Origin of the sequence: Klebsiella sp. BIGb0138 (assembly GCF_004342285.1) — a bacterium.
Lineage (GTDB): Bacteria > Pseudomonadota > Gammaproteobacteria > Enterobacterales > Enterobacteriaceae > Klebsiella.
Window position 1 is genome coordinate 283590 of the sequence record NZ_SMCV01000008.1, and the last position, 11829, is coordinate 295418.

The following is an 11829-nucleotide window of genomic DNA, read 5'->3' on the forward strand; positions in this document are numbered from 1 at the left end:
ACATGTATATCACATCGCAACGTCTGACCATGCGGCCTGTTTCTGAATTCGACGTTGCCGACCTGTTCAGAATTTATGGCGATCCGGCCACCAATACCTTTAACCCTGCCGGTCCCTACCCCGATATCGCCCATGCACAAACGGTGCTTTGCCGTTGGATAGCGCACCGCAAAGCGCAGGCCTTCGGCAACTGGGCCATTTCACTGAATGAAGCGCCGGAGAGGGTGATCGGGTTTGGCGGCCTGAGCGTGAGTACTTACGCCGGGATAACGCTCAATAACCTTGGCTACCGTTTTGCGACCGAGGCCTGGGGAAAAGGGCTGGCAACCGAGTTCTCTCGATTTGCCGTTGGCTATGGCTTTGCGGAATTATCCCTCAATACCATCTCAGCCGTCGTCAGAGGCAATCACCTGGCCTCGCAAAAAGTGCTGTCAAAAGCCGGGTTGAAATATGTCAGAGAAATTAATGATGTCGCCAATGCGCCACCCAGCCTGCTGTTCAGCCTCAGCCGTCATGAGTGGTCAGGTCGGTGAGGTTCCCGGGAATGGCAGCAGCCACATACCGTATTGCAACAGAGCACGTTTTTGAGCGCCGACCAAACATCCCGGTAGCCTGCCCGGGTGTTCAGATACTCGCCTTGCGCTCCCGCTCATCGTGCGACAGATAAAAAGAACTTTCTCAGCAAAAACGAGACTCGATTCAATATCTATAATAACGCTGGTAAATCAAATGACATTGCACCAGAAATCAATATTCCTGCCCATATAAGGTGCAAAAAGACAATTATCCTGGATGGGTTTAACGGTTTATTCCATGGCATCTTTTTTGCTTAAGTCCATTTCCCCGGATAGAGAGATGATGAATATGGCGTCTGGATTATGCAATTACAATATGAGCCATGATGCCCGCCCCTTCGTACAGATAGGCTCATGGATAAGTCATACAGATGGCTATTTGCTTCAAAATTTTGCAGAGAGAATAGCCACTATCGCGATTAATCCTGTTTCCCATCAGGATCCAGATAAATCCTGTAAAGAGGCCCGCGCTGCCGAATATACCGGCGTGAATATCGCTGGACGCAAGCGGTTCCCGATTTATTTGTCCCTTCCTGTGTCCGCCCTAAAGTATTCAGGCGGCGATGATCAGACCGCTCTTTCACTTTATTCCCGATAAGCATATCCCTGTTAAGGAGGGCATCATGCGATATATTCCAGGGAGGATACCGGTTATCCTTGCGATCGGTAATCTCTTCTTTACCTGCGCCGTATCCGTAGACCTGACGATTGCCACCCTGGTGGGCTATCAGCTGGCACCTTCTTGCGAGCTGGCCACGATCCCGTTTGCCCTCATTACTGTCGCCGGCGCGTTCTCGAGTATGTTTGCCGCCGGTATGATTGGTCGGGGAAACGAAAAAGCGGCGTTTATACTGGGGTCAGTATGCGGTACAGCCGGTGGCTTACTGTCATTTCTTGCCGTACTGAAGGCCAGTTTTCTACTGTTCTGCACTGGCTGCTTCCTTGTCGGCATCTATCAAGCCTTCAGCCAGTATTATCGTCTGGTGGCTGCCGACCATTCCCCTGCCGAGGCAAAAGGTCAGGCGATTTCTCTGGTGATGGTTGGCGGAGTTGTCGCGGCGATCCTCGGGCCGCTTCTGACGATTATGGCCCGGGATATTCCCGGACTTCCTCGCTTTGCGGGTGTTTACCTCGTGGTGGCAGGGCTGGGGATTATCTCCGCCCTAAACCTGGCGATATTCCTGCGCGGCGCTCAAAAGCATCCCCCGATTCCCGCTGCCGGCACCATCCCGATATCCTCCCCCACCAGCCGGGAGTTAATGCGCCGCCCGGATTATCGTACCGCCTGGCTTCACCTGGTGGCCGGGTCCCTGGTGATGCTTTTTCTGATGACGGCGGCGCCGCTTTCAGTTACGCATCACCACACCATGAATGACGGTGCGCTGGTCATTCAGTTACATCTCCTGGGTATGTATGTCCCTTCGCTGTTTACCGGCATACTGATCAGGAAAGCAGGCCTGCCATCTCTGCTGTTCGCGGGCATCGCGCTCAACATAGCCGCTATCGCGATAAACCTGACCGGCGAATCCATGCTGGCATACAGTTCAAGCCTGCTTCTGGTCGGGGTCGGCTGGAATTTTATGTTTGTTGGCGGTTCAACGCTGCTCAGTCTCTCTTATCGTGATAATGAGCGAAAAAAAGCGCAGGGTCTGGCCGAAACCAGCCGCTTTGTTTTCTCCGCGATAGCCACATCAGGCGCGGGCGTAGGGCTGGCATTTCTGGGCTGGCAGCGACTGGGTCTGATGATGTTACCCGTTTTACTGATATGCCTGATTTCCACCTGGCAATACAAACGTTCTCTCAGAAAGTCCCCCATCAGCGCTTCCCATTCTGTTGAAGAAGGCTCTTAGCCCGACAATGGATAATGGCGTCGTTCGGGCCAATCGGCGCCTTCGCCGCCGTCGGGCCGCCGGTAGATCGTCCGCCAAGTAACTTGCATTTTGATAGTTACTATGTCAATTTGCTCCAGAAAGCCACCTATCCATCCAGGCCAGCCCATGAAAAATGAACCGCTTTGCAACGCTCCCTGCCCCATCGCCCGTAGCCTCGGGCGCATCGGTGACAGCTGGAGCATGATGATCCTGCGCGACGCCTTCGCCGGCTTTACCCGCTTTGACGAGTTCCAGAAAAGCAGCAACGTCGCGCCCAATATTCTTTCGCGCCGTCTGAAGGCGCTGGTAGACGACGGCCTGCTGGAGAAGGTTTGCTACAGCAGCGCACCGCCGCGCTACGAATACCACCTCACGCAAAGCGGCCGCGATTTTCGCATGGTGCTGCTGGCGCTGGCGGAATGGGGTAACCGCCACTTCTCACCCGAAGGCCGTCAGATGCAGCTGGTGGAAAGTGAAACCCAGCGGCGCGTGGAGCCGATCATGGTCGATAAAGCAACCGGGGAAGAGATTGTCCCGGGTAAATACGCGATGGTGCCGGGCCCCGCGGCCTCACCGATGATGAAGTACCGTCACCAATATCTGCTGCGCAAGCGTGAGGGCGATAGCGGGCAAAAATTCCAACCCGAACTCTACAGAGATGCCAACAATGAATCCGGCCAGTAAGAAAAGAGCCCTCGTTCTGGCGGCACTCGCCGTCGCCGCGTTGGCGGCGGCGAGCTACGGCGCTTACTGGTGGCATACCGGGCGCTTTATCCAGACGACTGACGATGCCTATGTTGGCGGCGACATTAGCGCCATCTCCAGCAAAATCTCCGGCTATATTCAGCAGCTGGCGGTGCAGGACAATATGGCGGTAAAAAAAGGCGACCTGCTGATTCGCATTGATGACCGCGATTACCGCGCCGCGCTGGCAAAAGCCGCCGGAGAAGTGGCGGCGCAGCAGGCCGCGCTGGCCGATATCGTTGCCACCCGGCAGCTACAGCAGGCGACGATTGCCGGCTCTGCGGCCTCGCTACAGGCCGCGACGGCGGCGGCCGAAAAATCGGCTAACGACAACCGACGTTATAACGCCCTGGCAGCATCCAGCGCGATTTCCGCGCAAATCCGTGATAACGCCTCCGCCGATTATCGCCGGGCGCGCGCCGAGCAGGAGAAAGCCAAAGCGGAGAAAACCGCGGCCGAACGCCAGCTGGCGGTGCTGGATGCCCGCCAGCAACAAACGCTGGCCGCCCTGGCGCAGGCTCAGGCTAGCCTCGAGATGGCCACGCTGAACCTCAGCTATACCGAAATTCGCGCGCCGTTCGATGGCGTGATTGGCAACCGTCGCGCGTGGTCCGGTTCGTTCGTCAGCAGCGGCACGCAGCTGCTTTCCCTGGTTCCCGCGCACGGCCTGTGGATTGACGCCAACTTCAAGGAAAACCAGCTGGCGCATATGCGTGCCGGCCAGCCGGTGACCATCGTGGCCGACGTGCTGCCGAACCGCACCTTTAAAGGCTATGTCGCCAGCCTGGCGCCGGCGACCGGCTCGCGCTTCAGCATTCTTCCTGCGGAGAACGCGACGGGGAATTTCACGAAAATCGTTCAGCGCGTGCCGGTCCGCATTGCGCTGGAAGGAGAAGGCGCAAAACTTGACGTACTGCGCCCTGGGCTATCGGTGATCGTCACCGTGAACGAAAAGAGTCGCCGATGAGCAGCGCTCAGGCGCTGCCCGCCCCGCAGGGTCTGTCGATGCCGATGGCGAAGAAGATCTTCGCCTTCGCCAGCATGTGCGTGGGAATGTTTATCGCGCTGATCGATATCCAGATCGTGTCCGCCTCGCTGCGGGATATCGGCGGCGGCCTCTCGGCGGGCGACGATGAAACCGTGTGGGTACAAACCAGCTACCTGATCGCCGAGATCATTATTATCCCGCTTTCCGGCTGGCTGGCGCGGGTCATGTCGACGCGCTGGCTGTTTGCCGCTTCCGCGGCGGGCTTCACGCTGATGAGTCTGCTATGCGGCTGGGCATGGAACATCCAGAGTATGATCGCCTTCCGCGCCCTGCAGGGACTGGCGGGCGGATCGATGATCCCGTTGGTTTTCACCACCGCCTTCGCCTTTTTCCAGGGCAAACAGCGGGTCATCGCCGCCGCGACGATCGGCGGCCTGGCTTCTCTGGCCCCCACGCTTGGCCCGACGGTGGGCGGCTGGATCACCGAAAACTTCAACTGGCACTGGCTGTTCTTTATCAACGTCGTTCCGGGGATTTACATCGCGGTTGCCGTACCGCTGCTGGTAAAAGTGGATACCGCCGACCCCTCGCTGCTGCGCGGCGCGGATTATCTCAGTATCCTGCTGCTGGCGGCGTCTCTCGGTTGCCTGGAATATACCCTCGAAGAGGGCCCGCGCTGGGGCTGGTTTGACGACACCACCCTGGCGACCACCGGCTGGATCGCCCTGCTGTGCGGCGTGGCGTTTATTATTCGCACCCTGCGCCATCCGCAGCCGGTCATGGATCTTCGCGCCCTGCGGGACCGAACCTTCAGCCTCGGCTGCTATTTCTCGTTTATGGCCGGGGTCGGCATCTTCGCCACCATCTATTTAACCCCGCTGTACCTCGGTAGCGTGCGCGGTTTCAGCGCCCTGGAGATCGGCCTCGCGGTATTTTCCACCGGTCTGTTCCAGGTGATGTCGATCCCGTTTTATTCCTGGCTCGCCAACCGCGTCGACCTGCGCTGGCTGCTGATGGCCGGGCTGATCGGCTTTGCGGTTTCGATGTACAGCTTTGTCCCGATAACCCACGACTGGGGGGCCGACCAGCTGCTGCTGCCACAGGCTTTTCGCGGACTGGCGCAGCAGTTTGCCGTCGCGCCTACCGTAACCCTGACGCTGGGCAGCCTGCCGCCCGCCCGGCTTAAGCTGGCCTCCGGGCTGTTTAATTTAATGCGCAACCTCGGCGGCGCCATCGGCATCGCCCTGTGCGGAACCGTGCTTAACGACAGAACCAATTTGCATTACAGCCGTCTGGCGGATCATCTGAATAACGCCAACCTGGCAATGAGCGATTTTGTCCAGCGCAGCGCGGCAAACCTTGTCGCTCAGGGGATCTCCCCGGATGCCGCTCATACGGCGGCGCTGAAGAATCTTTCTGCTCTGACGCTGCGGGAGGCGCGAACGCAGGCATTTTCCGATGCTTTCTATCTCATCATGATCGGTTTTTTGATCGCCGCGCTGCTGGTTCCCTTGATGAACAAGCCGCAGGCACACTGATATTACAGGAGGGTTAATTATGGGCGTTTCAGCTAAACGTATTGTCGTGACCGGAATGGGGATCGTCAGCCCTCTGGGCTGCGGCGTACAGCACGTATGGCAGTCGCTGCTGGCAGGGAAGTCAGGTATTTCAAAGCTTAACGAGCAGATGGTCGAGGATATTCCCTGCAAAGTGGCCGGGCAGGTTCCGTCCGTCGAACAAGATCCGCTGCATGGCTTCGATCCGCTGGCGGCCATCCCGGCGAAGGAACGCAAAAAAATGGATCGTTTTATCGAGTTTGCGCTGGTTGCCGCGCGTGAGGCGCTGACGCAGGCCGGGTGGTCGCCTGTATCGGCGGCAGCACAAGATCGCACCGCAACGGTGATCGCCACCGGGATCGGCGGGTTCAGCGAGATCGCCCACGCGGTACATACCACGGACGAACGCGGGCCGCGCCGCCTGTCTCCGTTTACCATCCCCTCTTTTCTTGCCAACCTGGCCGCCGGACATGTGTCTATCGCCCACGGTTTCCGTGGCCCCATCGGCGCGCCGGTCACCGCCTGTGCGGCAGGCGCGCAGGCCATTGGCGATGCCGCACGAATGATCCGCAGCGGCGAGGCGGATATCGCCCTCTGCGGCGGCGCAGAAGCGGCGATCCATCGCGTTAGCCTTGCCGGGTTTGCCGCAGCAAGGGCGCTCTCCAGCGCCTCCAATGACCGGCCGGAAGCGGCTTCCCGCCCCTTTGACCGCGACCGCGACGGCTTTGTGATGGGAGAAGGCGCCGGGCTTATCGTGATTGAGTCGCTGGAACACGCGCTGGCGCGCGGCGCCACGCCGCTGGCAGAGCTGGTTGGCTACGGCACCAGCGCAGATGCTTATCACCTGACCGCTGGCCCGGAAGACGGCAACGGCGCGCGTCGGGCCATGGAAATAGCCATTCGTCAGGCGGGGGTCGCAGCGGAAGAGATAGACCATATCAATGCTCACGCCACCTCGACTCAGGTGGGAGACAAAGGTGAACTGGCGGCGATAAAAAGCCTGTTCGGCACGCATCCCGTCGCCATTACGTCCACGAAATCAGCAACCGGCCATCTGTTGGGCGCGGCCGGCGGGATTGAGGCTATCTTCACCATTCAGGCGCTGCGTGACCAGCTGGTGCCGCCGACGCTGAACCTGCATCATCCCGATGAGGATGCAGCAGGTCTGAACCTGGTGGCGCTGGAGGCTCGTCCACAAAAGATGCGTTATGCGCTGTCGAACGGTTTTGGCTTTGGCGGCGTCAACGCCAGCCTGCTGCTGAAGCGCTGGGAATAATCGTTCAGTTCCCCTCAGGCAAAGGCCGGCGGGGGACTTTCACCAGGTGAAAACGCGTATTGATACTCACGGTTTAATTCAGTTTCTTTATGATTAAGTTTTCCTCCGCGTTAAGGTTCAACCACCATGACCCAACCATCAGAGCCGACAGGTGCCAGATATTATTTAATCCGCCTGCTTGCTGTCGCGCTAACGGGGATCCTCGCCGGTATCGCCGGCATGGCGCTGGCGCTGATTTTACATGGGGTCCAGCATCTGGCCTTCGGCTACAGCCTTGACCAGCTTGTCAGCAGCGAAACCTTTCTCGAGGGCGTTACCGGCTCGCAGCATCTGCGCCGACTGACGGCGATCATCGGCGGCGGGGCCGTCGCCGGTTTTGGCTGGTGGCTGCTGGCACGCTATGGCAGGAAGCGCGTCGCCATTGCCGCCGCCGTGGCGAACCCTTGCGCGCCGATGCCGGCGGGCACCACGACGATCCATGCCCTGCTGCAGATTATTACCGTCGCCCTCGGTTCCCCGCTGGGGCGTGAAGTCGCGCCACGCGAGATGGGTTCGCTGGCGGCGGGGATGGTGGCGCGCAAATGTGGTCTTGCTGAAAACGAAGCCCGGATTCTGATTGCCTGCGGCGCGGGAGCGGGCCTGGCAGCCGTGTATAACGTTCCGCTGGCGGGGGCGATATTTACGCTGGAAGTCCTGCTGCTGTCGTTCAGCTGGGAGAAAGCGCTGGCGGCGATAATAACCTCGGCGATAGCGGCGTGGGTCGCCACGCTGGGGCTGGGGGATGAATCTCAGTACCACTTCAGCTCAGCAGCGCTACCGCACTCCTTTATCGGCTGGGCGATAGTTGCCAGCCCGCTGCTGGGCGCCGCCGCCTGGCTGTTTCGCAAAGCCACGACCGGCGTACGCACCCGGGTCAAAACCAACTGGCAGATGCCGGTATTTTGCCTGCTGGCATTCTCGGCACTTGCCGTGCTGAGCCTGTGGTTCCCACAATTACCGGGGAATGGTAAAGGGCCCATGCAGCTGGCGATAAGCAGCGGCCTTGGTTTTGACGCTGCGGCACTCCTGCTGGCACTGAAGCTGGCGGTTATTCTTGCCGTACTGCGCGGCGGTGCCGAAGGCGGGCTGCTGACGCCGGGGTTAACGGTTGGCGCCCTGCTGAGCCTGCTGCTGGCCACCGGCTGGCAATATCTGTTCCCCGGCGGCGACGTGGGCAGCTTCGCCCTCGTCGGCGGGGCGGCGTTCCTTGCCGCCTCCATGCAGATGCCGATGACCGCCGTCGCGCTGGTGATGGAGTTCACCCATATGGATCACCGCTATTTAGCCCCCGCGCTGCTGTGCGCCGCCGGGGCATTCATCACCTGCCGGGTACTGGATAAGAAATATGCATTCTGAACTCCGCGGGTCGCCCTCATCACCTGACCGGCCGATGCGTAAACGGTTCTTTGCCGTCGTCGCAGGCCCGGTCAGAGACGTTTTAACGTTTAGTGTGAATCTCAGCGCGGAGAACACAGTCTGTTTGCGGAAGCTATTTGTAAATAATATCGTGGGTGCCAACACGGCCGATCGTTCATCTGCCCTGCTACCGATTTAAGCCTACATCACTCAGTTGAGGAGCCTGGTCATGCCTGATGATCGTCCAAACTCACAGAACATACGGTTGCGACAGGAAACGGCCTCGCTACGCGATGAGATTAGGGCCAAAATCAGAGCCTATACCGGACAGCGTGAAAAGGTTCTCTGCCCCTTTCCCGGCGTCAGCGTTGCCGAATTACATCACCCGATGCCTCCCTATGCCTATCTCTACCAGCCCAGCGTGTCGCTGATTATTCAGGGAGAGAAGCGCGTCAGGCTGGGCGAAAGAACCTATGTTTATAATGAATCCCACTTTCTTCTGACTGCCGTCAATTTGCCAACCGTCGCTGAAGTCATGCAGGCCAGCGCTGAGCAACCGTTCATCTCGCTGCTGTTACAGCTGGACTTATCCCTCGCCCGGGAAGTGATGATCGATATGAAACAATACGGGAATGATGCGGAATACGCTGATGAGGGGATGTCGCTGGGCCCGGCCGACGGCCCGCTGCTTGATGCGCTGCTGCGCTATCTGAGCGTGAACGAACAGCCACAGGATAAAGGCTACATGGGTAACCTCATTCAGCGCGAAATACTGTATCGTATTTTAACCAGTCCGGCGGGCAGGACCTTACGGGAAACCGTGCTGACGGGCTCGAGTGGGCAACGGATATCCGTGGCCATCGACTGGCTACGCGATAACTATGCGCAGCCGTTAAAGGTCGAAGCGCTGGCGCGGATTGCCGGCATGGGCGTCTCCACGCTGCACCACCATTTTCGCCGCCTGACCAATATGAGCCCGTTGCAGTACCAGAAGCAGTTACGCCTCCTTGAAGCCAGACGATTGTTATTGTCGCAAGATGCGGATGCCTCGACGGCGGCGATCAGCGTGGGGTATGAAAGCGTCAGCCAGTTCCACCGTGAGTACAAGCGTCAGTTTGGCATCACGCCGATTGGCGATAAAGCCTTGTCGCTGGCGGCTGGCACGGCGCGCCCCGACTGAAGGTCCACGTAACGGCTGACATCGATGCGCCGATGTCAGCCACCATCATCAGGCGGACAGCGAGGCCATATCAATCACGAAACGGTACTTCACCTCTCCCCGCTCCATGCGTTCAAACGCCTGGTTAATCTGCTGTATGGGGATGATCTCGCACTCCGGGTAAACCCCTTTCTGCGCGCAGAAATTCAGCATTTCCTGGGTTTGCGCAATGCCGCCGGAAGGTGAACCGGTAATGCGGCGGCGCCCCAGAATTAGCGGTAAGGTGCTGAAACCCTCCATATCGCCCAGATTGCCGACAATCACCAGCGCCCCTTCGATATCCAGCAATTGCACATACGGAGAAACATCATGGCGGGTGGGAATCGTGTCAATAATCACATCGAAAGAGGAGCCTGCCCGCTGCATATCCTCTGCTGACGTCGAGAGTAAAACATGCTTCGCTCCTAGCTCATGCGCCTCCTGAGCTTTTGCCGCACTCCGGGTGATCACGGTGACCGTGGCGCCCAGCGCCTGCGCCAGACGTACGGCAAGATGCCCCAGGCCACCGATGCCGATGACACCAACGCGTGAACCCGGGCCCACATTCCAGGTTCGTAGTGGGGAGTAAACGGTAATGCCGGCGCACAGAAGCGGCGCGGCGCGGGAAGGATCGAGCGCTTCCGGTAGCGTTAAGACAAACTCTTCCCGTACCACGATATGTTTCGCATAGCCGCCATAGGTGATCTCCCCCGAAATACGATCGCGGCCATTGTAGGTTACCGTCGGAAATTCGCGGCACATCTGTTCTTCGTGGCGACGGCACTGATCGCACTCCTGGCAGCTGTCGACTATCGTCCCGACGGCCACCATCTGCCCAACCTGATAGCGACTCACCTCGCTACCAACGTCAGTCACCCGGCCAATAATTTCGTGCCCGGGAACGCAGGGGTAAACGGTCGGCCCCCACTCTTTCCAGTCGTCCCGGGTTTGATGCAGATCGCTGTGACACACCCCGGACCACAGGATCTCAATCGCCACATCATTCCTGCGCAAGGCGCGTCGTTCAAAGCTAAAGGGAACCAGCGGAGTGGCGGCGTTAAGTGCGGCATAACCCATCGTTTTCATAGCTGCTCCAGTTGTGCATTAATCTTCCTGAACTGTAGCGGCCAGATGGATAACCAGGTGAGCCCGATCCTGCCTGATTACTGCCTATTACTCTTGAGCAATGGATATTGACAAGCGGGAAAATATCGCCGGGTAGCAACCTGTATATCGACCGGCATGGTCTCTGGAATGACGATCAAAATTATCACACGGAATCTATCGCTGCCCTTCCGTTCAGGAGGATCTGATCTCCTCCCAGTAAACAGAGCCAGTCACAAACGAGGGGTTGTTTAGCAGCTTTAGCAAGTGTGACAGACGATAGGCATTAAGAGGAGTACGTGCGCATGAAACTCTTGCTTGATCACGTACGTGCATTGAAATGAATATAAGGGGGCAGTTTGCCCCCTATTCTTTAGGATAAGAAAGTTCAGCAGTGACTAAATGCGACTCTGATTTATCAGATTGGACGTCATACGCGAAGTTATACCGCTCTCCAGATGTAAACTTAAATCCGAACACAGGAAGACACTCACCTTTAGGAACATAAACAGGCTTGTCATCAAAAACCTTGTGAAGAGAGTCGCTTTTATCGCTGTTGATTTGAATAGCGGTGATCCGTTCCTGCGGCTCCAGTGGTGAAACCACACAAACTTGATTATCTTTGATAAATGCCGTTGTAGATTCACGATCTACCATTCGATCACCAGGACCAGGGCATCCTGTTAAGAGAAATACAACACCCAGCAACATTTTGTTCTTCATGTTTAACGCACCTTCCCTGTTACGATTTTCTGGTAAAGCGCAGGGACATCCTGCAACAAATCTATGCCCCTGTACATCCCCATGCGCCCAGGTCTCTGGTAGTAAGACCACTTACTGATCCCATAAACCAGCAGTAACCAGTAATCAGCTATAATAGAGGCTTGCTGTTCAAGAGAGTAATCAGTGAGCTTTTCTTTATCCAGCCTGTAGGTATATTCAGCAGCCCAGCTAAAAGCGCCCCGCATTCTCACCCATTGCCCGTGCTGATGTTGCCACACATGCCCCAGTTCATGGATGAAAACGTTGGATTTGACCCTATATATCCAGACGTTTTTGCTCTCTTACGGTTGCGATAACTTCCTGCGTATATATTCCCGTGGTGAGCGATATCCCAGTGCA

11 protein-coding genes and 1 pseudogene are annotated in these 11829 nt (G+C 57.7%); 9 read left to right on the forward strand and 3 right to left on the reverse strand.

The annotated features are described in order from the left end of the window. Positions 1 to 2: 2 nt before the first annotated feature. The 9 genes from EDF73_RS18895 to EDF73_RS18935 all read left to right on the forward strand — a co-directional run bounded on the left by EDF73_RS18895 (position 3) and on the right by EDF73_RS18935 (position 9585). Positions 3 to 533: a GNAT family N-acetyltransferase gene (locus EDF73_RS18895; RefSeq protein ID WP_132730588.1), complete on the forward strand. Its 531-nt coding sequence runs from the start codon at positions 3 to 5 to the stop codon at positions 531 to 533. A 322-nt stretch (positions 534 to 855) separates the two neighbouring features. After that, the gene (locus EDF73_RS18900) at positions 856 to 1173 is read left to right on the forward strand and encodes a hypothetical protein (protein ID WP_132730589.1); all 318 of its coding nucleotides are present in this window, start codon (positions 856 to 858) and stop codon (positions 1171 to 1173) included. Positions 1174 to 1198: 25 nt separating this feature from the next. Further along, positions 1199 to 2425 (forward strand): MFS transporter, encoded by a 1227-nt coding sequence (locus EDF73_RS18905; protein WP_132730590.1) that lies wholly within the window; start codon positions 1199 to 1201, stop codon positions 2423 to 2425. A gap of 147 nt (positions 2426 to 2572) precedes the next feature. After that, positions 2573 to 3130: a helix-turn-helix domain-containing protein gene (locus tag EDF73_RS18910; RefSeq protein ID WP_132730591.1), complete on the forward strand. Its 558-nt coding sequence runs from the start codon at positions 2573 to 2575 to the stop codon at positions 3128 to 3130. Then, positions 3114 to 4157 carry an HlyD family secretion protein gene (locus EDF73_RS18915; RefSeq protein ID WP_132730592.1) on the forward strand — a complete coding sequence of 348 codons (1044 nt, stop codon included), beginning with the start codon at positions 3114 to 3116 and terminating at the stop codon, positions 4155 to 4157. The genes EDF73_RS18910 and EDF73_RS18915 overlap by 17 nt, the downstream gene beginning before the upstream one ends. Next, on the forward strand, positions 4154 to 5716 hold the full coding sequence (locus tag EDF73_RS18920; protein WP_132730593.1) for a DHA2 family efflux MFS transporter permease subunit: 1563 nt from the start codon (positions 4154 to 4156) through the stop codon (positions 5714 to 5716). Before EDF73_RS18915 ends, EDF73_RS18920 begins: the two co-directional genes overlap by 4 nt. Positions 5717 to 5735: 19 nt before the next feature. After that, on the forward strand, positions 5736 to 7010 hold the full coding sequence (fabF, locus tag EDF73_RS18925) for a beta-ketoacyl-ACP synthase II (RefSeq protein WP_132730594.1): 1275 nt from the start codon (positions 5736 to 5738) through the stop codon (positions 7008 to 7010). A gap of 126 nt (positions 7011 to 7136) precedes the next feature. Next, positions 7137 to 8405 (forward strand): chloride channel protein, encoded by a 1269-nt coding sequence (locus EDF73_RS18930; protein ID WP_132730595.1) that lies wholly within the window; start codon positions 7137 to 7139, stop codon positions 8403 to 8405. A gap of 229 nt (positions 8406 to 8634) precedes the next feature. Beyond that, entirely contained in the window at positions 8635 to 9585 is a 951-nt protein-coding gene (locus EDF73_RS18935) for an AraC family transcriptional regulator (RefSeq protein ID WP_132730596.1), read from the forward strand. Between the two features lie 48 nt (positions 9586 to 9633). On the opposite strand, the gene EDF73_RS18940 is transcribed toward EDF73_RS18935, so the two are convergent. The 3 genes and pseudogenes from EDF73_RS18940 to EDF73_RS27745 form a co-directional block, all read right to left on the reverse strand. Further along, positions 9634 to 10689, reverse strand: a complete 1056-nt coding sequence (locus tag EDF73_RS18940; RefSeq protein WP_132730597.1) for an NAD(P)-dependent alcohol dehydrogenase — start codon at positions 10687 to 10689, stop codon at positions 9634 to 9636. 384 nt (positions 10690 to 11073) lie between these two features. Beyond that, positions 11074 to 11430, reverse strand: a complete 357-nt coding sequence (locus EDF73_RS18945) for a putative T6SS immunity periplasmic lipoprotein (protein ID WP_132730598.1) — start codon at positions 11428 to 11430, stop codon at positions 11074 to 11076. Between the two features lie 2 nt (positions 11431 to 11432). Next, positions 11433 to 11732 (reverse strand): annotated as a pseudogene (locus tag EDF73_RS27745) (type IV secretion protein Rhs); the annotation flags it as partial. Positions 11733 to 11829: the final 97 nt, after the last annotated feature.

Bases quoted from the DNA above. Each gene is read 5' to 3' on its own strand.
- EDF73_RS18895 (WP_132730588.1), top strand. From the start codon at position 3: ATGTATATCACATCGCAACGTCTGACCATGCGGCCTGTTTCTGAATTC.
- EDF73_RS18900 (WP_132730589.1), top strand. From the start codon at position 856: ATGATGAATATGGCGTCTGGATTATGCAATTACAATATGAGCCATGAT.
- EDF73_RS18905 (WP_132730590.1), top strand. From the start codon at position 1,199: ATGCGATATATTCCAGGGAGGATACCGGTTATCCTTGCGATCGGTAAT.
- EDF73_RS18910 (WP_132730591.1), top strand. From the start codon at position 2,573: ATGAAAAATGAACCGCTTTGCAACGCTCCCTGCCCCATCGCCCGTAGC.
- EDF73_RS18915 (WP_132730592.1), top strand. From the start codon at position 3,114: ATGAATCCGGCCAGTAAGAAAAGAGCCCTCGTTCTGGCGGCACTCGCC.
- EDF73_RS18920 (WP_132730593.1), top strand. From the start codon at position 4,154: ATGAGCAGCGCTCAGGCGCTGCCCGCCCCGCAGGGTCTGTCGATGCCG.
- fabF (WP_132730594.1), top strand. From the start codon at position 5,736: ATGGGCGTTTCAGCTAAACGTATTGTCGTGACCGGAATGGGGATCGTC.
- EDF73_RS18930 (WP_132730595.1), top strand. From the start codon at position 7,137: ATGACCCAACCATCAGAGCCGACAGGTGCCAGATATTATTTAATCCGC.
- EDF73_RS18935 (WP_132730596.1), top strand. From the start codon at position 8,635: ATGCCTGATGATCGTCCAAACTCACAGAACATACGGTTGCGACAGGAA.
- EDF73_RS18940 (WP_132730597.1), bottom strand. From the start codon at position 10,689: ATGAAAACGATGGGTTATGCCGCACTTAACGCCGCCACTCCGCTGGTT.
- EDF73_RS18945 (WP_132730598.1), bottom strand. From the start codon at position 11,430: ATGAAGAACAAAATGTTGCTGGGTGTTGTATTTCTCTTAACAGGATGC.